This window comes from Acinetobacter kookii, from assembly GCF_900096895.1.
In the GTDB taxonomy this organism is placed as follows: Bacteria; Pseudomonadota; Gammaproteobacteria; order Pseudomonadales; family Moraxellaceae; genus Acinetobacter; species Acinetobacter kookii.
Window position 1 is genome coordinate 279,130 of the sequence record NZ_FMYO01000001.1, and the last position, 24,554, is coordinate 303,683.

A 24,554-nucleotide genomic window follows, 5' to 3' on the forward strand; every position below is an offset into this window, starting at 1 on the left:
AATTAAATATGTTTCAATAAAAGCAAGTGACGTTGTTCGTCTAAGCGTGGAACTTTAAGCTCAATAATCTCACAACTGAATTCATTTTTTAAAGCATTCACTTCATCTTCAGGAATTAAACCTTTCATTGATGCAATAATACTTTGCTCATGCATAAAGGGTTGAGATGCAGCCACAAAATCGGTTAAAGAGGCAAATGCCCGACTGGTAATAACATCGAACTGACCCAGTTCCTGAATGCTTTCTTCATTTTCGACACGCGTCTGTACAGCTACCACATTTTTTAGTTTTAAATCGGCAATAAACTGTTTCAGGAAACGGATTTTTTTACCGTTCGAATCGAGCAATACACACTGGCGTTCAGGCTGGCATAATGCAATGATCATGCCTGGCATACCGCCACCCGTTCCGATATCCAGCAAACGGCCCTGAGGCAAATCTTTCAAAATACTCAAACTATCCAGCAGATGCTTCACCAGCATCTCTTTGGGATCACGAATCGCGGTCAAATTATATGCTTTATTCCACAGTACCAAAGCATCCTGGTATTTGAGTAATAAATTTAAAGCCTCATCGCTAAGCTCCAAACCCAAAGCTTGACTACCCTGCTTAAGTTCTTTGAAAAACTGATGCATATACAAATAACGTCTCGAAAAGTTAATGGAAGTATACCGATTTATACAACAAGTCACAGTAGCTTGTGCTTAGTGAATATGCACTTAATCGTACAAGCCTTGCTTAATTTGTTGATCCAGTACATTTAATCGCTCAGGAGTGCCAACATCGACCCAAACGCTCTGCATTTTGGATGCAGAAATTTGTTGCTCAAGCATGGCTTGCTTTAACAAAGGTGCCAGTGGTCGCTTGCCATTTTCCAGGCCTGCAAACATCCCGGGATGAATCACCGCAACGCCGCTATAGGTCAGTGCTTCACCTGGCTGGTTTTGATCAAAAGTATATGCGCGACCATTGGCCAGGGTAAAGTCACCATTTGGATGTTGAGCCGGATTCTCAACCAGAACCAGATGGGCGAGATCATTTTCCAGTTTCACATCCAGTAAAGTTGAAAAATCCATGGTGCTCCAGACATCACCATTCACCAGAATAAAGGGTTCTTGACCCAAAAGCGGTAAGGCATTAATAATGCCACCCGCTGTTTCCAAGCCTTCGCCTTCATGTGACCACAAGATATTGACGCCAAATTGAGAGCCATCTCCCAATGTCTGGGCAAGCTTTTCACCCAGCCATGCCGTATTAATCACAATATCCTTTATGCCAATGTTTTGCAGTTTTTCAATATGCCAAACAATCAGGGGCTTTCCACCCACTTCCAGCAAGGGTTTTGGCGTATGCAAAGTCAGTGGACGCATGCGGTTACCCAATCCCGCAGCAAGAATCATGGCTTTCATTTATGCAGCAACCTCATAGCAACCATATTTGGCTTCAAATTTCGGCATTACCTTCGCTTGAATAAACTGCATAAAAGGTTGCAGTTCTGCATAAGGCTTGCTTTCTTCGAGTAAATACCACATGACACGCGGTAAATCCTTGAGATAACCCGATTTGCCATCGCGTTCAAATAAGCGCACAAAAATGCCCAAAATTTTAATATGGCGTTGAATAGCCATCATGTCAGCATCTTTTTTAAACTGTTCGAAATCACGGTCCTGCTTTGCCGATTCAGGCAACAGGTCATAGAAAGTTTTAAACCATGTATAAACACGGTCCGCATTCCACTGTACATAAGCATCGCGGGTAATTGAAATCAAGTCGTAGGTATCTGCGCCAATGACGGCATCCTGAAAGTCAATCACACCCAGATTGGTTTCGCCTTCAATTTTCATCAGGTTGCGGCTGTGAAAGTCGCGATGCACAATCACTTGCGGCTGCGCCAAGGCAGCGTTGGCTAAAATGGCAAAAGTGCGTTTAATTAAAGCACTCTCCTCATCTGTCGGTTGAATGTGCAGTGAAGGCAACATCCAGTCCGTCAGCAGTTGCATTTCTGCAATCAGTTTTTCGTATGAGTAATCTGGAAAATGATGTGTTCCATCAATCGCCTGTAATTGAATCAGCTGTTTAAAACTTTGCTCATAATAATGGTCTACCGTTTGCTCATTGAGCAAGGTCGAAAGCAGGACATCACCAAAATCTTCCAGCAGCAAGAAGCCCAATTCCAGATCTTTGGCAACAATATGCGGTACACGTACACCATTGTTATCAAAAAATTCATCGATCGTCACAAAAGGCCCACAATCTTCTTTTTCTGGTGGTGCATCCATGAGCATAAATGTTTTATTATTCAATTTGATTCGTGCATAACGACGGAAGCTTGCATCGCCTGCCAAAAAATGAGTCTCAAATTGATCTGAACCAAGTACAGATGTAATCCATGTTTGTATCAATTGTTCACGTTGTGTATTCATTTGCGATAAATTCTAATACAGGCTGAGTTTTTAAAGTGCTAAGTGTAGCCACTTATCAACTTTTTCTCTATGATGCGAGAATAATTAATTGCGATTAAGCATACTTGGTTAATGAAACAAATGAAGCATCAGTTTAAATTTAATCCTTTAGCGACTGCTATTTTAACCCTTTTATGTGGCAGCTCGATCTCAAGCTATGCTGAATCCACAATTCCGGCTTCGACTGTCGACAACCAAAAAATGAAAGACAGTATTCAGGAGTCGTATCCTGGACAACAATTTTTTGAACAATATTATGTAGACAAATCCTCCCCGGAAGCCCAGCAGCGTCAAGGACAGCATTTAAGCTCTGCTTATTGTAAAGGTGCCTGGATTACGCCGATCAGCCCGGATACCAAAGCTGCAGATCCAGACAATGCAACATCTACAGTAACTGCAGATTATGGCCATTATGACCCGAATGGCGATTCCGTTCTCGAAGGCAATGTATTAATTGACCAGCAAGGCCGCCAGATTCGCGCCGATAAAATTACCATTGACCAGACCCAAACTTATGCCAATGCACAAGGCCGTGTGCAAATGGCACAAGCCGGCTTATTGGCACAAAGTGACCAGATCAATTACAACTTAAAGACCCAGCAAGGCGATTTAAATAACAGCTACTACATTTCTGAAGAGCAGCATGCGCATGGCATGGCAGAAAAAATTGCCCGCACATCAGAAAATGTGGTGGTGATGAATAATGCCACCTATACCACCTGCCCACCCGATGAAAAGCCGGGCTGGAAAATTCAGGCGGATAAAATCACCTTGAACAAGGAAACAGGACGCGGTGAAACACGCGGAACCAAACTCTATGTCAAAGAAGTTCCGGTGCTCGCGGTACCTTATTTCAACTTCCCGATTGATGATCGCCGTACCACAGGTATCCTGAATCCAAATTTCGGTTTTTCTAACGATGGTGGCGTAGAGCTTGCAGTTCCTGTTTATTTAAACCTGGCACCGAATTACGATGCAACCGTTACACCACGCTACATCGGTAATCGCGGTGCAATGCTTGAAGGCGAATTCCGCTATTTAACGGAAAATTACGGCTCGGGTATGATTTGGGGCGGCTACTTGGCTTCAGACAGCGAATATAACGACCAAGACCGTAAAGCTTTACAATTTTTACACAACTGGCAAATCAACAATCAGTTTTCTACCAATGTTGAATATAACTATGTTTCAGATAAAGACTATTTTGCCGATTTAAACAATAATCCAAATTCTAAAACCACTTTAAACTTGCGCCGTGCCTGGGAACTGAACTACGGCAATGGCATCCCTGGCCTTCGAGCCCAGTTAAAAGTAGAAGATTTCCAGACTGTAGATAAGTCGGTTTCCGACCAAGATCGTCCTTATGCACGTTTGCCGCAATTTTTACTCAACTATACAGGCGGTGACCCGCAAGGTTTACAATTTGAATTTGACCATGATACGGCTTATTTCAAAAAAGATATCAATGCTTCCAGTTTAACCAACAATAACTCTTACGAACCGAGCGGCACGCGAATTTACAATGATTTTTCGGTACGTTACAACTATCGCAATCCCTGGTCGTTTGTCATTCCTGAAGTATCGCTACGCAATGTAAATACGTTCTATGATAAAGACACGCAACAAGTTATTAACCAACAAAGCCAGACTAGCTCTTCAAGTGAAAATCAATCGGTTACCATCCCTGAATTCACTTTAGATACCGGTTTAATCTTTGAAAAAGAAGGCAAGTATCTACAAACACTGACTCCTCGTGCCTTCTACGCCTATGCACCCTATAAAAATCAGGATGGGCATCCAAACTTTGACTCGGCTCCTGCATCCATCAATTACGATCAGCTCTTTAACTCTCGTCGTTTCTATGGACATGACCGTTTAGAAGATAATAATTTCCTGTCTTTAGGACTAAGTTATAGTCTATTTGATGAAGTCGGTTTGGAACGCCTAAAAACCAGCGTCGGTCAAAGCTTCTTTTTTGAAGATCGTCGGGTAACGCTAGAAAATGAAACTGATCAGTTTGATACTGAGCGCCGTACCGGTCCAATTTTAAGCGTATCCAGCCAACTGTCGCAAAATTTCACCTTAGGTGCAAATTCTGCATGGATGTCGAATGGTGATAATGCCCAGCGTGATTTGCAGCTGTATTACACCGGCAATCAGGGTAACCTTTATAACCTGGGTTATTTCTACCGCAAAGATATTCCAAACCGCCAAGACCAGTATGACCAGGTTGTTGCATCATTCATTCAACCTGTAGCCAATAACTGGCGTATTTTAGGTCATGCCCAATATGATCTGGACAATAATGTCGCTCGCGAGTATTTACTCGGCGTAAATTATGAGTCATGTTGCTGGGGCATTTCGGTATATGGTCGTTCTTACTATAACGACCTGGACAACGTGAATGATGAAGGTGTTTCACCAAAACGTGCCATTATGGCTGAAATTAGCCTCAAAGGTTTAGGCGGTTTCAACAACAAGCTGTCATCTTTACTCGAAAGCCGTATTCTAGGTTTCAATAATATTAATCAATCTTGGACACAACGTTAATGAAGACAATACAGTTAAAACATTTTTTTAAAGCGACTGCGCTTGCTTTAGCCTTATCTTCATCAATGACTACATTTGCGCAACCCTCAGATGAAGTGGTTGCCCTGGTAGATAACAGTGTCATTTTAAAAAGTGATTTAGAACAAGGCATCGCCGAACTCAAACATCAGCTACAAACACAAAAAAAACAGCTGCCACCGGAACAGTATTTACAGCAGCAGGCACTGGACCAGCTCATTAGTCGTCAAGCGCAACTTGAACAGGTTAAACGCTACAATATCAAACCGAATGAAAAAGAACTGAATGAAGCTGTGCTTAAGGTTGCGGGCCAATCTGGCACCAAGAGTTTAGAAGCATTCCAGCAAAAGCTTGATGGTTTTGCTCCAGGGACTTATGAATCCTTGCGCAATCGCATTGCAGAAGATTTGGCAATTAATCGCCTGCGTCAGCAAATTGTAATGTCCCGAATCAAAATTAGTGATCAGGATGTAGAAAACTTTTTAAAAACGCCACAAGGTCAAGCAGCTTTAGGCAGCCAGGCACATGTGATTCATATCCGTGTATCGGGTAATGACCAGGCAGCATTAGAAAAAACGGCAAAACTTGTCAAAGCCGAACTGAATAACAGCAATGATGTTAAAGCAATTGACCAAAAGTTCACCACCAAGACCGTTAAGGTCGAAGGTGCAGATATGGGTTTTAGAAACCTGTCTGACATCCCGGCTGAACTGGCTGCCCGCGTAAGCACGCTGCAGGAAGGTCAAACGACCGACCTGATTCCGGTACGTGACGGCATTCATGTTTTAAAATTGATTGAACGCAAAGGCGGCGAGCAAAAAGCGATCGTATCGCAATATCAGGTACGTCACATTCTGATTCAGCCTTCTGAAGTAGTAAGCCCTGAAAATGCCAAACAACAAATCGACAGCATTTACAACCGTTTAAAAGCGGGTGAAGATTTTGCCGTATTGGCCTCTACTTTTTCCAATGATCCCGGTTCTGCACGCGATGGCGGCAGCTTAGGCTGGGTGAACCCGGGTGTCATGGTGCCTGAATTTGAAGCACAAATGAAAAACACACCTGTCGGTCAGACCAGTCAACCGTTCCAGACTCAATTTGGCTGGCACATTCTGCAAGTGACTGATACACGTCAACAAGATATGACGCGCGAATATCAGCAACGTATGGCACGTCAAATTCTGGGTGAACGTCAATTTGATGCTGAACTGGATAGCTGGTTACGTGAAATTCGCAGCAATGCTTTTGTAGAAATCAAAGATCTAAATCTGGACCGTAAAAAAAATAAATAATCCTTAGATGATTTGAGTTAAAAAACCAGTTGCCTAAACAACTGGTTTTTTACTGTCGACAAGAAAATACATTATATCTATTCGCTTGTGCTCAAATAAAAAAGCCTCTCATAAAGAGAGGCTTTTAAGCATTAACAATTAACGATTATTTTCGTCGTCTTGAGAATCTTCAAATTTTGTTTCGCTTTCAAAACCCGGGTTTGATTGACCACCGAAGCCACCTTGACCACCGAAGCCACCTTGGCTACCAAAACCACCTTGACCACCGAAGCCACCTTGGCTACCAAAACCACCTTGACCACCGAAGCCACCTTGGCTACCAAAACCGCCTTGACCACCGAAGCCGCCTTGACCACCGAAGCCACCTTGACCACCGAAGCCACCTTGAGGCTGACCGCCACCAAAACCGCCAGCACCTTGAGCACCAGCAGGAGCACCGGCAGGACGTGGATTACGTGCAGGAACAACTGTAGAAATCGCATGTTTGTAAACCATTTGGCTTACAGTATTTTTTAACAAAACAACATATTGGTCAAATGATTCAATATGACCTTGTAACTTAATACCATTTACAAGGAAGATAGAAACAGGAATACGTTCCTTACGGAGAGAATTTAAGAACGGATCTTGTAAAGTTTGACCTTTAGACATGTTATAACTCCAAAAAATTAAAAATCAGCGCAAAAAACTATCTTTATTTCTCAATAAAAATTATAAAAAAGATAGTTACTAAATTTTGCTTTATCCGTAACACTTTCGCAAGTCTTCTTGAGCCTGCTGGACCGTCAAATATGTTTTAAAATTATGCGATTCTTGCAAAGATCTTAACCAAGTATATTGACGTTTTGCCAGTTGTCGTGTTGCAAATAAAGACTTATCCTCCATTTCCCGTCGTTTTTCGACACTTAGATCACTTTTTTGTATAAATTCTAGAGCTTGTCGATAACCAACTGAGCGCATGGAGGGCAAATTATCATTTAAATCATATTTTTCAATCAAACCTTCTACTTCATGTAAAAATCCAATATCCCACATAGTTTTTAAACGTTGTTCGATACGCTTGTGTAATTCTACACGATCAGGCAATAAAGCATGATTATGAAATGTGTAGCGATATGGTATATTTTTGGGTTGTTCAGCTTGTAGTTTTGTAATTGGCTGTCCGGTCAGTCTAAATACTTCCAGGGCACGAATAATGCGTTGCTTATCACTGACCTTAAATTTCTGACCCGCCAAAGCATCGACCTTACATAATTCCTGATAGACCGACTCCCAGCCTTCACGCTCCGCCTTGGCCTCAATTTCAGCCCGTACCGCATAATCCGCACTCGGTAAATTACTCGACAATCCTTCCAATAAAGCCTTGAAATACAGCATGGTACCACCAACTAAAATTGGGGTTTTACCGCGTGCATGGATATCATCAATTAACCTGCAGGCATCTTCGACAAACTGGGCTGCCGAATAGACTTCCAGGGGAGTGATAATATCGATGAGATGATGCGGATAACGTGCCTGCTCCTCCTTCGTCGGCTTCGCGGTACCAATGTCCATGTCCTGATAAACCAGCGCAGAGTCGACGGAGATCAGCTCGAAATGACCCTGCTCATAAAGTTCACATGCCAAAGCGGTTTTACCACTTGCAGTTGGTCCCATTAAATTGATGACCGGCAATTGATTCGACATGTACAACTACTCTCCTCGAGCAAAAAGTTTATCTAATTGTGAAAGTGGAAATGCACGCCAGGTGGGGCGTCCATGGTTACACTGACTGGCAAATTCGGTTTGTTCCATCTGGCGCAGTAAAGCATTCATTTCAGAAAGACTTAAAATACGATGCGCACGTACTGCTCCATGACAGGCCATACCTGCTAGAATCTGGTCACGCTTTTGCAACAATCCCTGTGCTTCATCATTGGGATCGAGATCATTCAGCAATTCAGGGACTAAGGCTGCAAAATCAGCCTTGTGCAAAATGGCGGGAACACCACGCACAATCACCTGTTCATCGCCATATTGGTCAATTTCCAGACCCAGTCGTGCCAACTGGCTTTTTAACTCATCCACCCGCATCGCCTGCATACGACTGATGCTGATCACTTTAGGAATCAGCAGTTGTTGTGATGTCCAGAATTCAGGCTTATCCCATGCGGCTTTCATTTGCTGCAACACAATGCGTTCATGCGCTGCATGCATATCGACAATAATCAGGCCTTCGCTGTTTTGCGCCAGAATATAAATGCCATGTAACTGTGCAATGGCGATACCCAGCGGATGTTCATCCACGTAGGTCGATTGCGGCTTTTCAATATGATGACTACTTAGGCTATTGATTTGAGAAGATGGAATATCCGTTTCTTCGCGTAACGGTGCCAGATAGCTTTTTAAGGCATTATTCAGCTGTTGTGAACCTGAATAGCTATTTGCGACATGAGATGAAGCATAATGCACCGTTTGCGGACTGCTGGCATTAAAATCACTTAGCAAATCGGTAGAAATTTGCGCTTCCGGTTGTGGCGTATACGCATCTACCGCCTTATGCAGTTGAAACTGTTCCTGATAACGCGGTTGCGGCTGCACAGCAGCAAGCTGATCTGCTTCATCCCTTTTCATGGCCGAAGCCAGTTCAGCTGTGGCCGTTTGAAATTGAGACAACTTTTCTTTAGCAAAATGACGTACAAACTCATGTACTTCACGCTGATTTAAAAAGCGGATTTCATGTTTGGTGGGATGCACATTGACATCGATATTTTCAGGATCAACTTCCAAAAACAGCAAATAGGCCGGATGCTGGTGACCGTGCAGAATGCCATCATAAGCCATACGCAAGGCATGCGAGATGGTCTTGTCTTTGACAATCCGGCCATTCACATACACATATTGCAAATCGGCTTGCGCACGCGCATCTGAGGGATGTCCCAACCAGCCGGACAAGCGCATATTGATACTGTCGGCATCAATCCAGTACGCATTTTCGGTAAATTGTCGGCCCAAGAGCTGCTGCACACGCTGAAAACGCAGCTCACCGCTATCTGCAACCGGCAAATTCAGGCGGATATTATTGTTATGTTCCAACACAAAACGGATATCGAAATGAGTCAATGCCAGACGGCGCACGATTTCTTCAATATGACCAAATTCAGTCGCCTGTTTTTTTAAGAATTTGCGACGTGCGGGTACATTAAAGAATAAATCCTGTACCCGGATATGGGTACCTTTTTTTGTTGCAACCGCTTGAATTTCCTGATGATCAAAAGCCGTACCATTGACTTCTACCTGATAACCGATGCCTTCATCATTTTGACTGCTGGTCAGGGTCAGGCGTGACACCGCAGCAATCGATGCCAAGGCTTCACCACGAAAACCCAAGCTGACAATGGCATGCAAATCATCTGCCGTCTGGATTTTACTGGTGGCATGCCGCATGACGGCCAGAGCCAAATCGTCAGGATGAACCCCATGACCATTGTCCATGATTTCAATGAGGGTACTGCCGCCTTGCTCAACCCGAATAATAAGCTCCGTCGCCCCCGCATCAATTGAATTTTCTAATAATTCTTTGACCACCGATGCAGGACGTTCAATCACCTCACCTGCTGCAATCTGGTTCGCCAGTGCAGGATTAAGTGCATGAATACGGCGTTCGCTTAAATTATCACGCATTGTTAAAATGGCTCTCTAATGCTTGGTTTAATGCTGCAGACGAGAAACTTAAACTTGCAGTACGCGTCAGCTCATCTTCAGACTTTTCAATGTTGATGATCAGGTCAGGCTGTGGAATTTCATCGCCACCTTTGGATGGCCATTCAAATAAAAATAGCGCATTCGGCGTTTCCAAATAATCACGAATGCCCATCAGCTCCAGTTCATAAGGGTCATTTAAACGGTATAGATCGAAATGGAAGATGTCTTTTCCATGAATATTATACGGTTCCACCAAGGTATAAGTGGGGCTTTTTACCGCACCTTGATGGCCTAAACTTTGCAAAAAATAGCGTGTCAGTGTGGTTTTACCCGCACCTAAATCACCAATTAAATAAATTACACCCGTTGTAAAATGCTCTGCCAAAACCTGTGCTAAATTTTGGGTATCGTCTTCATTGTTTAAAGCCAAATTAAATGAATACTGCATATTACTCACGACAAAATTCAAAAGAACAATTATGATAGCATCGCACCGCTTTATTGCCCATGTTCACACTTCCAAATATGGAACTTTTCCTGCATTTCATTGTAAATAGCAGGATATTATGCACAGCAGATTGATCTACCACAAATCACATGACCAGTACTGAATTTCTTCCACCCATGATTGAGGGTGTTAGCGCAAGTAAAGTTTTTTTGCCTAAAACCTCTCCTGCACCAGACAGTGTCTATCAATATCTTTGTCAGCAATTTGCGCATATCGCGCCTGCTGAATGGCAACAACGTTTTGCCGATGGTTTAATTTATGATGCCGCAGGCAATATCTTAACGGTTGATGCACCTTATAATGAAAATAGTCATGTGTTCTATTACCGCTTTTTAGCCCATGAAATACCTGTTCCTTTTGAACATAAAGTTTTATTTGAAAATGAACATTTACTGGTCATCGACAAACCACATTTTTTAACCATCAGTCCGACCGGACAATATGTCCAGGAAACGCTTTTAGTTCGCTTAAAAAAACAGACCGGCAATGAATTTCTAACCCCGATTCATCGTCTGGACCGAGAAACTGCCGGGGTGGTTTTATTCTCCAAACAGGTTGCTAGCCGTGCAATCTATCAGGAGATGTTCGCCAAACGTGAGGTGAAAAAAACCTATCATGCCATTGCACCGTTTCATACCGATTTAACATTTCCCTGCTATACACGTTACCGCATGGAAAAAGGTGAACCCTTCTATACCATGCAAGTGGTTGAAGGCAAAATAAATAGTGAAACAGAGATTGATCTGATCGAACATGATGCAGCATGGGGAAAATATGAGCTGAAACCGACCACCGGCAAGCAGCACCAGCTGCGGCTACACTTAAGTAGTTTAGGCATTGCCATTAAAAACGATCCTTTTTATCCAACAGTACAACATAAAAGGGAAGATGATTTTTCTGCACCCCTGCAACTGTTAGCCAAGCATCTTTCATTTATTGACCCCCTGAGCGGGCAGGCCATGGCTTTTTCATCGCATTTCGAATTGACATTGTAATATGCTTGTCATTACAAAATATTTTGGTAAATCGAGTGTATGAATATTGAAATTACATTCAATTTGATTAAAATAAATGCTGAAAAGTTAAGTAATTAGACGTATTTAAAAAATCATGAGAAAAACCGAAGTTTATCAAATACGACTTGATTCCCAAGAAAAAAAGCATGCTTTTGCAGTGTTTAAACAATTGGGCATTACGCCAGCACAAGCTGTCCGACTGTTTTTCAAACAGGTTGTTTTAACAAAATCCATTCCATTTTCTATTGAAAATCAAAATATTAATCTTGATCAACTACAGAAAATCCGAAAATTAAAACAACAACAAAACACTTTAAACGCTCCTGCAGAACAAGCTGTTTCTCATGATCAGGACTTTGATCTGGATGATGACCATTTAGACTTATTTGAAGAACTGAATGCGATTTTGGGTGAAAGTGACAAAACTTAACAGTGTCGCATTTACAAACAAAATTTAGAAAAATTCTCATAAAAACTTAGGTATGCTTCATGCAAAGACTATAAAAAAGCATGGAGTATCGCATGATCGTACGACGCGCCTCTTTAGAAGATTTACACCCGCTTTCTGTTCTTTTTGATGAATACCGTCAATTTTATGGTGCTTCTTCTAATCTGGATGTATCTTATCAATTTTTAAAGCAGCGATTTGAAAATCAGGAAAGCGTTATTTTCATTCATGTCAAAGATGATGTTTTTACCGGTTTTATTTTGTTATATCTCGGCTTTTCATCGGTGGCTTGCGCAAATTATTACATTCTGGATGATGTTTACGTCACCCCGACTTTTCGTCGTCAGGGTTCAGCCAAACAGCTCATCGATACTGCAATTTTATTTGCTCGTCATGAAAATGCTCAGCGTATTAGCCTGCAGACTCAAAAAAACAACTATCAATCCCATCAACTTTATCAACAAATGGGCTTTGTTAAGGATGATGAATTTCAAATCTATCATTGTTTCCTGAAATAACCATTAAACCGTCATTCGTGTCTTGGCCAGTTCTACCTGTTCCGGGCTTAAATAGGTCCAATGCCCTTCTTCCAAATCTGTGCATGTCAAGGCGCCGATTTGCTGACGATGCAATCGCTCAACCTTATTGCCTACTGCCGCCAACATTCGCTTCACCTGATGATAAACGCCCTGATGAATCGTGAATTGCAATTCGTTTTCGGCCAGTAGAATGATATCTGTCGCGGCAAAAATACCCGCTTCATTTCGCAATTCCACGCCCTGCTCTAGCTGCTGAATTTGCCCTGCCCTTACAGGATCGGCAGTTTGCATACGGTAAACTTTGGCCACATGTTTTTTCGGGTGGGTTAAGGCTTGCAGAAATTGCCCATCATCGGTCAGCAACAACAGTCCGCTGGTGTCCTGGTCTAATCGCCCCACACACTGCAAGCCGCGATTCATCAACACATCGTCAAACAAGTCAAATACGCTAAAATGATGGGTGGCCTGATGGGAACACTCATAACCTTGTGGCTTGTTTAGGGCAATATACACCTTTTCCCGATAATCAAAGCTTTCACCATAAACCGTAAAAGTTAAATCCTTTAAATCCAGCTTATGTTTGGGATTGCTGATGACTTCCCCTTGAATGGCAATCGCTCCGTTTTTAATGAGCTGCTGGCAATGTTTACGCGAACCAAAGCCCTGCGATTGCAACATCTTTTCCAACAACATAGAACCAACCTTTTACTCTCACGGAATGCGCATTCTATACCGAAATGACGGCTTTTTTTATTGTTCCCGCTTTTTCAGGCAAATCTTTTATCAAAACCTTATACAATACTCATGATTTATCACTTTCTCCCTTAAAATCATGTCCCATCTCGATTTAAACCTGATTGTTCTACTGGTGTTATTGGCCTGCGGTATTTTTAGCCACAACAGTGCCGTAACGATTGCTGCGGGGGTACTGATCGTTTTTCGCATTACCCCGCTGAGTGAATATTTTCCTTATCTGCAACAACACGGTTTAAATATTGGCATCATCATTTTAACCATTGGAGTACTTACGCCTATTGCCAGTGGCAAAATTCCCGGGGATGCCATTTTAAAATCCTTTTTAAGCTTCAAATCATTGCTTGCCATCGCCGTTGGCGTACTGGTCGCATGGCTGGGTGGACGCGGGGTCAAACTGATGAGCAACCAGCCAGATGTGGTTGCAGGATTGCTGATTGGTACAGTTGCAGGCGTGGCAGTATTGCGCGGCGTTCCTGTCGGTCCTTTAATTGCAGCAGGGATATTGACCCTGTTTATTGGACATTCTTAAGTTTTTAATTTTAAACCTGATCCCTGCTACTCTTCACACTTGATCTTCATGGCTTATGCAGCTTTTCGAAATAGAATTCTGGTTAAAAGCATACCGATGAGTGACAGTGTGGCCATTAAAATTCCCACCCAAAACCATCCACCTGTGGCCATTACAATTGAGGCAATCAAAGGCGGCAACAGGAATTGTGAGGTGGCAGAAAATTGCAACACCAACCCGATTGTGGTGGTAATGGCAATCGGCTTTGCGGAAAAATTTAACACTTGAGAAAACACGACCGCTGCGACCAAACCGCCAAACAATGAAAAGCTCAAAACCAATATAAATTGCAGAATAAAGGGCAAGAATTCGCGTAACAGATAAAAACTTAAGGCACAGACCATTAAGGTGGCAAAACCGGTTTGGACTAAAGTTTGAGGCCGAAAACCACGCTGTAACAGTAAGCCACACCCAAAGGTACCAACCGCATTGGCAATCGCCACGATTGCCGTTAAGGCCCCGGCAACCGCTAAAGAAACTTGATATTGCTGATAAATGCTGGGCAAAAAACCGACCAGACTTAACCATTGTCCGGCATATACACCAAAAACAGTCGCCAGAATCCAGGCTGGAGGATGTTTTAAAGTCAGCTTAATTAAATCAAGTATTGCAACCGATTGGGTATGGGTTTGCACTGCGGGAATAACCGTGTAAATCACGCCAGCCAAAGCGAGTGATAATATCCCGAAACCCATCCACACCCCTTGCCAGCCCATACTATTGATCAGGAATGGCGTACACAGCAAGCCTATTCCCATTCCACCTCCCATATAGGCGCTCCATAGGCCCATCTTGGCTTGCAACTGCTCGACCGGAACCAGTTGGCGGATAAAAGCGGGACCACTCAAGGTAATCAGTAAAAATCCGAAACCTTCAACCACACGCAGTGCCAGCAATGCCGGGAATTCTTTTACAAAACCACCGCTAAAACTGGCAATTGCGAGTAAACTCAAGCCCAATAGTACACAGCGTTTTAAGCCAATTTTAGCGGTATAGCTGCCCAGCAAAAGTGCCATGCACATGCCTGCAACTTGCACCAGGGACAATAAAAAACCGGCTTGCACCAAGCTGATGCCTAACTCGGCTTGCAGAACAGGAACCGCCGGTGGCAACTTGCCTACATGCATGGCAGCGACAAATCCAGCTGCAATAATCCATAAATCTTTGCTAAGCCAACGCACGGAACTCACAACCCTTCTCCCTTAGCGATTCCAGCGTTAGACTAGCAAGAATAAAAACGGTTATTTATCGTTGATTTGAATAAGTTAAGAGCTCGCAACAATCAATCCACCATTAGCTCAAATCATGAAAAACTCCCCTATAAAGCCTTGATCCTGTAACAAATTCGGGCACGACTTTTTAAGCAGAATAATACGGATTACGCTTTTGCGAGAATTTTTCCAGTTGTTTCAGGAAACCCTCAAAATAGCTTTTTTCTTTTTCCTCTGTTCGATAACCTGCATACAAAGTACGGCGCAAACCACTCGCAGCAACACAGTCCAAACGGCGCGAAGTCACCCAGCCCTTTTGCTCATATTCATTCACGACCCAGTCTGGAAGTGCCGCTATGCCGCGCCCACTGGCCACCAGTTGAATCAGCATCTGGGTCAGATCCGTGGTCCGGATCTGTTTCGGCTGTATATTGGCAGGAATAAACAGTTTCGCCATGATATCCAGACGGTGCTTATCCACCGGATAAGTAATCAGGGTTTCCTCCGCCAGTTCTTGCACGGTGATGCGTTCTGCACGTACCAGCGGATGGGTATTGGATAAGACCAGTCGGGATTCATATTCAAAAATCGGGAAATATTCAATGCCTTTTAAGGCAATCGGATCTGCCGTAATCAACAGGTCAAATTCGGCATTTTGCAGCAGTTCATGCGGATTGGCTTCAAAACCTGAAGCGAAATCAAGATCTACATCTGGGTATTGCTGACGATATTGGTTCAGCAAGGGCATTAACCAGTCAAAACAGCTATGACATTCTGACGAGAAAATAATGCGTCCCGTCTGTCCATGCACAATGCGAGTAATATCGGTTTGGGTAATTTGGATTTGCGGTAATATGTCATCTGCCAATTTGAGCAAACGCTGTCCTACATTGGAAAAAGTAACCGGACGGCTACGGCGATTGACCACTTCCACTCCATACCAGTGATCCAGTTCTTTCAGCTGATGAGAAATGGCTGATGGCGTTAAACACAGGTCATTGGCAGCAGCCACCAGTGAACCATGTTCACGCAATGCCGTTAAAGTTTTTAAGTGACGAATTTCAAGCATGAGCAAGGATCCAGCAAAACATCGTTTTGCCCTTACGCAAGGCTTTCAGCTATGCTGGAAGTGCGAAGAGGCAATAAAAGCACGGCTTTGCCTGAGCACAAGACGAGAAGCTATGCTTCGAGTGGCAAGGCTTAGACAAAACCATTAAAAATAATCTTCGCAAGGCTTTCAGCTATGCTGGAAGTGCGAAGAGGCAATAAAAAGCAGCTTTGCCTGAGTGCAAGACGAGAAGCTATGCTTCAAGTAGCGAGGCTAAGACAAAGCTTTAAATAAATAAGATTAATAATTTGAAGTTATTCGCACTACTAAAATGAATAATCAAACCAATAAGTGAATATTATTCAATATAGCATTAAATTAATTAGTATGTTTCATGTTTAATTTTATTTGATGAGGTTTTCAACAAAAACAATCTTTCTTTTAAGGAAATTTCTTCATACGCACATGGGCTATTGAAACTTTAAAGACCGCTTAGCATAAATTACAGAGGGATACAGAGGTGATTGGCATTGAAACTTCTTGTTCTGGTTTAGCGCTATTAAAAAGCATTGCTGCAGAACGTTTATGGGTGAATCCAGTTTTTGACTTGAACACGCGGGCATGGGATAAAAGACTGCCTTGGCAACTTTGTTGCAATGGCTAAAGAAGGATCGAAAGAATGAGAGGCTGCCTCATCCATTTACATGGCATAGGATTTTCAAAACAAGTGAGCTTCTTTTAGAGAATATTTTTAACCTTAAAACATTATGACTCAGCTAAAGTTGTAATATTGCCCTGTACTAAAGTCATACAGACTAATGGTCGAACCGGAAACCGTGATTTCATAATAACTCGAGTTGCCATAATGGTAACCCTCATATTTCTTGATTCCTTTCTTTTTTAAACTGATAAATTCACTATGACCATAGTCATACAGGTTAAATTCCCGGCCGGTATTTCGTCCTTCAAAAACTGCTGAGCGCTGATAATCATAAAGTTTTGCCTCATGTGCATTTACATTACCGCTGATTTGGGGATATGCACTTTCATTATAATCATAAATATTTGATTTATGATTGCCAAACTCCAGCTTGGCCACCACTAGGGCAAGCGCTGCTCTCTGGTACTGTTTCATATCTTTTCCTTTTCATTTTTTTTATTTTCGTTTGAATGAAAAAATCATCCTGTTTTTTTCAACGTTAAAACTGACCCAGCTTAATGTTCTTCACAAACAACATAGCAAATTATTTTTCCGACTCAAAGTGATTATTTTTACGGGGCTTCCTTTGAGTCAATTCCATGCCCTGTGCGCTCTACATATACGCATTTCAAACTATCATGGAGATCAGTCCAGCAATTTCAGCGAAGACATCACACCTCCTTCACAGCCTAATCATCAATCAAGCCCAGTCATCAATTTTAATCTACAATGCAAACCATGTGTGAAATGTCAACGGACCGTAAATATCAGCTTACTCTGGCAATTTTTTTCCGCAATGTGGACAATAGGCATATTGCTCGCGTTCTTGCTTTAATGCTTCTTCTCGCTGTTCGCGCAGCAGCTGGAAAACAATATCTCGAGTTTGATGCGAAGTGAGCCCCACCTCTTTGCGCATGATCTCTATTTTCTCCTGATCCCTCAATAAATCAATTTCCGAACTCTGCAATAGCTCTCTAAACTTTATTTCCAGATTTTGCTTACGCTGTTCCAGTTCGTGCGTTAGGCCTGTGGCCAAAATACCTGCCGGCAAAGCAGCCAGCCCGACGCCTAAAATGGTAATAATTGCGCCAAAAAAACGCCCCAAAGGGGTAATCGGTGTAACATCCCCATAACCTACAGTAGTCAGGGTCACCACAGCCCACCACATGGAAGCAGGTATGGAGGTAAACACCTCTGGCTGGGCTTTGCTTTCGACCACATAAATACTCGCAGCAGCCATCATGATCATAATGCCTAGAATAAAAATGACTGCCTGGAACGATCCTTTTTCTCGCTCAATCACACGCAATAGAATTTGCAGGGAAACAAAATAACGGGTTAATTTTAACAGTCGTATCAGCCGTAAAATTCTCAGGAAACGTAGGTCAATCGGCACCCAGAAATTAATATAAGCCGGCAGAATGGCCAATAAATCGATAATTGCGGCACCACTTTTGACCCAGTTCAGGCGATTTTTCCAGGCACTGTAAAATGGATTTACTTCGGCAACCGACCAAAAACGCAGCAGATATTCAAGCGAAAAAATGAAGATGGAAAAATATTCGAAAAAATCGAAAAATGCTGTATAGGATTGATACAGGTCATTCACCGACTCCAACAACACGGCTGCCGCATTGCCCAGAATCAGTAAAATTAAAAAATAGTTGATCGCCCGACTAAATTTTGTTTCGTAGTCTTCATTATGTAAATTGTTATAAACGAATTTTCTTAGTGTATACCACGTAGTAAATGCCATAGCCGTGCATATCGTGATTGAAAGGACTTTAGTTTAACCGAAGTTTGCGATGATGTAATGAATGATCAATACATCCTGACTGATCATTCATGAGCAGGAGTTTGATAATGCTTTATTCCACAAATAACAGAGCCAAACGCACCTGATCGTACCCCATACGCGGACTGGTCGCTTCCACAATCGGGCGCAGCTTGATTGCACCATCTTCACTAAAGTTTTCAGGACTTTGACGCTTCATTAAACGCTTATAGATTTTCCGTACCTGTTCCACTACCTCATGGCCCGGATGAGCCACGGAAATGTCCAAGCCCTGCTCTTTATGCAATTTCGCCAGATGATTGATAATGGTCGCTGGCGTCAAACCGCGCTCAACGGCAATATCCTGAATTTCATAACCTTCTTCAAACAGTTCACGGGTTTCATCCAGTGTGGCAGTGGCATAATTGGTTTTGCCGCCACTTTTGGCAATTTTCTTCTCGTTACGCTGAATTTCAGCTTCATTCAAGGTGCCGCCACAATGACGGATAAAGGCCTTATGCTGCGGTGTTAAATCGATCAGTTCAAAGTGGTTTTCCGCTTCTTCCGACAGTTCCTGAAAACGGCGATCAGCCTTAATAGCCAAACTGTCCAGTTCCAAAGCCTGTTCATTCATGCCCAGCAATTTTAAACCGCTTAATGCTTTTAAACGCGACAGTGCCACATAGCCCTGACCTTTTTCAAAAGTATGCGCCAGATTAATCTCGGCTGCTTCCAGCGTCATGCCTTGTGATTTATGAATGGTAATGGCCCACGCCAGACGTAATGGAATTTGCTGAAAACTGGCAATGGTTTTACCGGCATCATTATCCACGGACCAGGTTTCAGGCTCCACCAGCAATACCGTACCGTCGGTCAGTTTTACCTTGGGCAAAATGCCATATTCATCATCTTCTTCAAAGCCAATGACCTCTCCCAGACTGCCGTTGATATAGCCCATATCAAAATTGTTTTTGACAAACATGACTTTGGCATTTTTCTTTAAAGTCAGGTTTTCAGGCGCACGTACGGACGATTTTAAGGTTTCAATCAGCTTGTCATTGCCATCACAGATCGCGTCAAACTGCTTGCTTTCGGCATCGATGGCATTCAGATGCTTAAAGTTGATGCTATCCACATCCATATTGTGGGTATATAAGCGGGTGAAGGTTTCTCCCACATCCTGCTGGCGGGTCTGTTCCAAAGCCCGAAGATGCTCAGCGCTTATGCTTTGGCTGCGAATGGCATTTAAAATATCATTTAAATAGTCATTGCCCTGACGGTGCTGCTCGGTCAGATAACAGACCCGAAATTTGGCTTCCACCCATGCGTCGGACATAAAGCAGAATTTGTCCCGGTTACGTTCGTCATTTTTACCCACCGGCGGCAACTGGAAAAAGTCACCGGCGACAATGACCTGAATCCCGCCAAAGGCTTCATCGCTTTCTTTAAAATATTTTAAAACCTGATTGACCAGATTCAGCTGCTTGGCATGCAGCATAGAAATTTCATCAATAATCAGTACCTGGGCATTTTCCAGATGCTCTTTGAGGTACTTGCGCTCTTTCATGTTTTTCAGGTCAGCATCACCCAGAAAATCCTTGATGCCAATTCCCGCCCAGGTATGAATGGTCATGCCATTCATATGCGTTGCCGCAATACCGGTTGATGCCGTAATCGCCACAGGTACCTTGCGGGCTTTCAGATAATTGATGTACTGATTGAGTGTATAGGTTTTCCCTGCACCAGCCGAACCTGTTAAAAAGACATTTTCGCCCGCTTTCAAAAGCTTGAGTGCAGTTTCTTGTTTCATAAGACCTATAACCGTAAATTAACGGCTATAGCCTACCGATTTTTTTGCTAAAAGTTAAGCCCGGAAAAAAGTTTAGCGACAGCGGCTGTCACTTAAACGGCGCAAACTGGCCATTTAACCAGGAGATAAATTGCAGCGCGATATTGACAAAAAGATATTCGGTTTTTCTATTATGCGGATATTCAAGTTGGTCATAGATCAGCTGACCTTCACGCAGGTAACAGCCTAAAGTCATATGCAGCTTGCCGGTTTGCGAGACCATATGAAAAGCCACATACTCTCTTTCAATAATCCGCTGTGCATAACTGGCAGCCAGACAATTTTGACATCTTTGCGACTCTTCAATAATCCGGTCCAGATCTGTCAATTCTTCAAAGCTCCAGCTGGAAAAGTGCATGACTTTTTCCGGCATTAAAGGCTGCCATACTGAAGCTGCATAACTTGACTTTAACTGGCTGATAATTTCCTGCTTCTGGATGTAATTATGCCAGTCCGTGGCCTGATGATAAAACCCGATCCAGCTGGTACTTTTCGCTACAGGTTGATTATCCTTAAAAAACTCAACCAGATAATCCCGCACATAGGCGTCGAACACCGACACCCGGATATTTCGGCCACGCAGGTAAAAGATCTGCCTAAACTCATCCAGCTGCATTTTATAACGCTGCAACACGCTATAAAATTCGCGATTCTGATGGGTTTCCGGTCGAATATAAGCCATTAAATCATCGCCGAAAACCCTGGTTATTTTGTGCAAGTACAACATATAGGCCTGCATCACTCGGCTTAAACGCAAATAGATTTTCTTCACGGTTTGCTCATTGCCTTGGGTGACATTGCGCATTAACTCCATCCATTCATCCAGATACAAAATGGATGGGCTGATGGCAATACGCTGGTCATCCAAAGCCTGATTCTGCCCTTTAAGCATCACACTATGATTATGTTCATGCTCAAACCAGGCTTCCTGCATGGCAAAATAATGACAGCTATGAATAAACATGCGTGCTGAACAATGCTGAAAGTACTGCAAGGTGGCTAAAATAACTTGAGGATGAACCTGACTACTATCGATAAAACTGAATGCCGTGACTGCAACCCGTACACTGCTCTGCTGAATATTGCGGCTCAGCCAGTCCAGTACCTCGGCAGACTGTTTAAACAGCCAGTTTACCGCTCGCGGATAATCAAATAAGGGCAATTTTGCGACTTTCTTTTGCCAGACCCCGGTCGAGCTGTGCAGAAAATTGTGTTTGGAAAGTAAATTATCACGCTGCCAGAGTTCACGCCGCATCAAACGAACAAAGCCCAGCAAGGCTGGTTGCTCGCAAGCATGCCGATAGAGCAAATGGATATCATCCTGATGTTCCATTAGTTCATTCAAGTTAAAGCGCTCTTCAAATGAAAGCGCCATTATGCGGTACATCGCTGCAGGCAAACACTGGGCTGCACTAAAACAAAATTCATCCAGCGCTTCCATTAAAGCTTGCAAGGGTAAAAATTCATTTCCATACACCCGTTGTACTGAACAGATCTCCTGCAGCATCTGGATCAGCGCTTCAGGCAAGGCCGTTTTATTCACGACATAATCTGTCAAAACGGCACAAGAATAGATATTGGCTTTCATCATCAGCTGATCAATGATTTCAGCTTCAAGCAAGGAGAGATTTTTCAAATAAGCCCGCACCCGCTCGGCACCATGCACCCACAGATACACCTGATCGAGTAAGAGCTGGCGCAGCTGCTGGGCTTTTTGACGCAGATACAGAGAATGTTGCGGCTTTAAGTCATTGGTGAGAAAGTACAGATCATGCAGTATGAATTCTTCCAGCAATTCAGCTTTTTGTCCCAGATACGTGAAATCAAAATGCAAAATGCTGGTCTGCGCCGAATCAGAGGCATGAAATTGCAACTGAAACAACCCATTGGCCACGTGTACAATATGCCGCTCCTGATCGATACGAAACATATTTTGTGCATTCAGCTCACCGACAATATTGAGCTGATCTTGAAAAATTTCATTGAGATTTTTAGAAATTCTGAGTAACTGTTTCGCAATCCCTTGATCTTGCAGTACTAAACGATCCTGTTCCATACTCGCCTCAAATTAAATGATCATCCTAAAATGAATTTAATCATTTTAATCATATAGTAATCTAATCCAAATACTGTATGCCGAGTTCATAATTTAATCAAATCTGCTCGATGAATCCTTAAAGCCTAATGACTGGTTCATCCATTTATCATTGTGGAAATAAAATACAGGCCAAGCCTGTTCAAGCTTTTTTTGTTATCGCGCTGCTGTTTTAAATATTCTAAACTCGCATAAATTTGTTGCTGGATCTGATCGCGAAAATCTTTTAATTGTTCCTTATTTTCGATATGCATTAAATTCTGTCGCGGCATAAATTGAAAATAAAAAGGCAGGCGCTTCGGAATGATACTTTTTGGCAAGGATGGAATGACATCGCCATGGCGCAACCATTTATCCAGTTGCGGCAACTTTAACAGTTTTTGAAACTACGCGCTTTCAATAATCCGATTGACATCGAAGCCCAGCTCAAAGATTTCATCGCCACCTAAGGCAGCAAAAGGCACAATATCATAGTTAAATTCTTGCGCGAGTTTTAGAAAACCGTAACGCTGTTTCCAGATCAGCTGATAGGCCTCACCTTTTCTTTTTAAAACTTCCCGCCCGCCTCCAGGAAAGACCAGAATCGAATAGCCCTGCTGCATCGCTGCACGGATATATGCTTTTTCGCCATCGACCGCACCGAACTTCTTAAACAGGGTACGCCAGCCAGGCAAATAAAAATGGCCATGATCAGCAACACTGACCACAGCCACCTGATGATGATTATATAAATAATCAATCAGAACCGGGGAATCACCCCCCCCATAGAGGGTGTGATTCCCGACATATATTGCAGGACTGGCAGCATCAATATGTTCAGCTCCCAAAAAGGTTGGGGTGAAATACAGTTTGGACAATGCGCTGAGGCATTTAATCCATCTTGCATCATGCTCGACCTGCAATAGATGATTCCTTATGCAACAACGTGTTTTTGTACCAGAACGGAACCGACCGAATAACCCGCACCAAATGAGCAAAGTACGCCGTACTCGCCATCATTCACTTCATGTGCGGTGCGGTGTAAGGCAATGATCACGCCTGCAGAAGATGTATTGGCAAATTCATCGAGAATAATCGGCACAAGCGAACGGTCAGCATCTTTACCGACCACATATTTCAAGATCAGGTCATTCATGCTGGCATTGGCTTGATGCAGCCAGAAACGCTTCACGTTAGTTGGCGCAATTTCGTTTTTCTCAAGTTGCTTGGTGATGATTTTCGCAACCAGCGGACACACTTCTTTAAACACTTTACGACCGTCCTGACGGAACAGCTTGTCATCCACCACCGCATCTTCACTACGGTTCAAGTAACCAAAGTTGTTGCGGATGTTGTTGGAAAATTGCGTAAACAAATGCGTATCTAAAATGTCAAAACCGGTTTTAGTGGTCGTATCTTCAATAATTGATGCCGTAGCTACATCACCAAAAATAAAGTGACAGTCGCGTGAACGGAAATCGGTATGGCCAGAGGTAATTTCTACATTGACCAATAACACTCGGCGTGCACCGCTTTTGATTGCATCAGCTGCCTGTTTTAAACCGAAAGTTGCAGCAGAACAGGCAACGTTCATGTCATAGGCATAGCCTTGAATTCCCAAAGCCGTTTGAATCTCAATGGCTACAGCAGGATAGGCACGCTGGATATTTGAACATGAAAGAATCACGACATCGATATCTTCAGCCGTAACCCCGGCATTTTCCATCGCCTGTTTGGCAGCAGCTACGCCCCATTCCGCTTGAATAGAAAGCTCATCATTGCTGCGTTCACGTAAGCGTGGATATAAACGTTTTGGGTCTAGGACGCCTGATTTTTCAGCAACATAGCGACTTTTAACACCAGACGCCTTTTCAATGAATTCTGCATTCGAACCGCGAAGCGCTTCAATTTCACCCGCTGCGATTTTATCCGCATTGTCGTGGTTAAACTGTTCCACATAAGCATTTAAACTTTCAACCAATTCATCATTGCTAATCGATTCTTCTGGGTGATAAAGACCAGTACCGGTAATACGAATGCCCATGTAAAACTCCCGT

Annotated in this window: 21 protein-coding genes and 1 pseudogene; 6 read left to right on the plus strand and 16 right to left on the minus strand. The window is 43.0% G+C overall.

Annotation, left to right across the window (positions count from 1 at the left end; genetic code table 11):
* Window positions 1-2: 2 nt before the first annotated feature.
* The 3 genes from rsmG to BLP85_RS01420 form a co-directional block, all read right to left on the minus strand.
* Window positions 3-635, minus strand: coding sequence for a 16S rRNA (guanine(527)-N(7))-methyltransferase RsmG (gene rsmG, locus BLP85_RS01410; protein WP_092818368.1), 633 nt, complete (start codon window positions 633-635; stop codon window positions 3-5).
* Between the two features lie 84 nt (window positions 636-719).
* Entirely contained in the window at window positions 720-1,409 is a 690-nt protein-coding gene (murU, locus tag BLP85_RS01415; protein ID WP_092818369.1) for an N-acetylmuramate alpha-1-phosphate uridylyltransferase MurU, read from the minus strand.
* Window positions 1,410-2,423, minus strand: coding sequence for an aminoglycoside phosphotransferase family protein (locus BLP85_RS01420; protein WP_092818370.1), 1,014 nt, complete (start codon window positions 2,421-2,423; stop codon window positions 1,410-1,412).
* Between the two features lie 120 nt (window positions 2,424-2,543).
* Here BLP85_RS01420 and BLP85_RS01425 point away from each other — a divergent pair, with 120 nt between their 5' ends.
* A complete protein-coding gene (locus BLP85_RS01425) occupies window positions 2,544-5,012 on the plus strand; it encodes an LPS-assembly protein LptD (RefSeq protein ID WP_092818945.1) in 2,469 nt (822 codons plus the stop codon).
* Complete coding sequence (locus BLP85_RS01430) at window positions 5,012-6,322, plus strand: peptidylprolyl isomerase (RefSeq protein ID WP_092818371.1); 1,311 nt, start codon at window positions 5,012-5,014, stop codon at window positions 6,320-6,322. The genes BLP85_RS01425 and BLP85_RS01430 overlap by 1 nt, the downstream gene beginning before the upstream one ends.
* A gap of 138 nt (window positions 6,323-6,460) precedes the next feature.
* Here the strand turns inward: BLP85_RS01430 and hfq are convergent, their stop codons facing one another.
* The 4 genes from hfq to tsaE all read right to left on the minus strand — a co-directional run bounded on the left by hfq (window position 6,461) and on the right by tsaE (window position 10,454).
* Window positions 6,461-6,973 (minus strand): RNA chaperone Hfq, encoded by a 513-nt coding sequence (gene hfq / locus BLP85_RS01435; RefSeq protein WP_092818372.1) that lies wholly within the window; start codon window positions 6,971-6,973, stop codon window positions 6,461-6,463.
* A gap of 90 nt (window positions 6,974-7,063) precedes the next feature.
* Window positions 7,064-8,008, minus strand: coding sequence for a tRNA (adenosine(37)-N6)-dimethylallyltransferase MiaA (miaA, locus tag BLP85_RS01440; protein WP_092818373.1), 945 nt, complete (start codon window positions 8,006-8,008; stop codon window positions 7,064-7,066).
* A 6-nt stretch (window positions 8,009-8,014) separates the two neighbouring features.
* A complete protein-coding gene (mutL, locus tag BLP85_RS01445) occupies window positions 8,015-9,985 on the minus strand; it encodes a DNA mismatch repair endonuclease MutL (protein WP_092818374.1) in 1,971 nt (656 codons plus the stop codon).
* Window positions 9,978-10,454, minus strand: a complete 477-nt coding sequence (tsaE, locus tag BLP85_RS01450) for a tRNA (adenosine(37)-N6)-threonylcarbamoyltransferase complex ATPase subunit type 1 TsaE (protein ID WP_092818375.1) — start codon at window positions 10,452-10,454, stop codon at window positions 9,978-9,980. The genes mutL and tsaE overlap by 8 nt, the downstream gene beginning before the upstream one ends.
* 149 nt (window positions 10,455-10,603) lie before the next feature.
* Here tsaE and BLP85_RS01455 point away from each other — a divergent pair, with 149 nt between their 5' ends.
* The 3 genes from BLP85_RS01455 to BLP85_RS01465 all read left to right on the plus strand — a co-directional run bounded on the left by BLP85_RS01455 (window position 10,604) and on the right by BLP85_RS01465 (window position 12,496).
* Entirely contained in the window at window positions 10,604-11,509 is a 906-nt protein-coding gene (locus BLP85_RS01455) for an RluA family pseudouridine synthase (RefSeq protein WP_092818376.1), read from the plus strand.
* 115 nt (window positions 11,510-11,624) lie between these two features.
* Window positions 11,625-11,960: a type II toxin-antitoxin system RelB/DinJ family antitoxin gene (locus BLP85_RS01460; RefSeq protein ID WP_092818377.1), complete on the plus strand. Its 336-nt coding sequence runs from the start codon at window positions 11,625-11,627 to the stop codon at window positions 11,958-11,960.
* Between the two features lie 92 nt (window positions 11,961-12,052).
* Window positions 12,053-12,496 (plus strand): GNAT family N-acetyltransferase, encoded by a 444-nt coding sequence (locus tag BLP85_RS01465; RefSeq protein ID WP_092818378.1) that lies wholly within the window; start codon window positions 12,053-12,055, stop codon window positions 12,494-12,496.
* A gap of 3 nt (window positions 12,497-12,499) precedes the next feature.
* Here BLP85_RS01465 and BLP85_RS01470 read toward each other — a convergent pair whose 3' ends face one another.
* Window positions 12,500-13,210, minus strand: a complete 711-nt coding sequence (locus tag BLP85_RS01470) for a pseudouridine synthase (protein ID WP_092818379.1) — start codon at window positions 13,208-13,210, stop codon at window positions 12,500-12,502.
* A 139-nt stretch (window positions 13,211-13,349) separates the two neighbouring features.
* On the opposite strand from BLP85_RS01470, the gene BLP85_RS01475 reads away from it, so the two are divergent.
* On the plus strand, window positions 13,350-13,802 hold the full coding sequence (locus BLP85_RS01475) for a DUF441 domain-containing protein (protein ID WP_092818380.1): 453 nt from the start codon (window positions 13,350-13,352) through the stop codon (window positions 13,800-13,802).
* Window positions 13,803-13,855: 53 nt separating this feature from the next.
* Here BLP85_RS01475 and BLP85_RS01480 read toward each other — a convergent pair whose 3' ends face one another.
* The 8 genes and pseudogenes from BLP85_RS01480 to BLP85_RS01515 form a co-directional block, all read right to left on the minus strand.
* Window positions 13,856-15,031, minus strand: a complete 1,176-nt coding sequence (locus BLP85_RS01480; RefSeq protein WP_228143237.1) for an MFS transporter — start codon at window positions 15,029-15,031, stop codon at window positions 13,856-13,858.
* 169 nt (window positions 15,032-15,200) lie between these two features.
* Complete coding sequence (locus tag BLP85_RS01485; protein WP_092818381.1) at window positions 15,201-16,121, minus strand: LysR family transcriptional regulator; 921 nt, start codon at window positions 16,119-16,121, stop codon at window positions 15,201-15,203.
* A 751-nt stretch (window positions 16,122-16,872) separates the two neighbouring features.
* Window positions 16,873-17,235, minus strand: a complete 363-nt coding sequence (locus BLP85_RS01490; protein WP_092818382.1) for a hypothetical protein — start codon at window positions 17,233-17,235, stop codon at window positions 16,873-16,875.
* Window positions 17,236-17,572: 337 nt separating this feature from the next.
* Complete coding sequence (locus tag BLP85_RS01495; protein WP_092818383.1) at window positions 17,573-18,556, minus strand: ion transporter; 984 nt, start codon at window positions 18,554-18,556, stop codon at window positions 17,573-17,575.
* 112 nt (window positions 18,557-18,668) lie between these two features.
* A complete protein-coding gene (locus BLP85_RS01500) occupies window positions 18,669-20,384 on the minus strand; it encodes an AAA family ATPase (protein ID WP_092818384.1) in 1,716 nt (571 codons plus the stop codon).
* Between the two features lie 88 nt (window positions 20,385-20,472).
* Entirely contained in the window at window positions 20,473-22,479 is a 2,007-nt protein-coding gene (locus tag BLP85_RS01505; RefSeq protein WP_092818385.1) for a hypothetical protein, read from the minus strand.
* A gap of 137 nt (window positions 22,480-22,616) precedes the next feature.
* Window positions 22,617-23,420, minus strand: a pseudogene (locus BLP85_RS01510) (lysophospholipid acyltransferase family protein).
* An 11-nt stretch (window positions 23,421-23,431) separates the two neighbouring features.
* Window positions 23,432-24,541 (minus strand): beta-ketoacyl-ACP synthase III, encoded by a 1,110-nt coding sequence (locus BLP85_RS01515; protein ID WP_092818386.1) that lies wholly within the window; start codon window positions 24,539-24,541, stop codon window positions 23,432-23,434.
* Window positions 24,542-24,554: the final 13 nt, after the last annotated feature.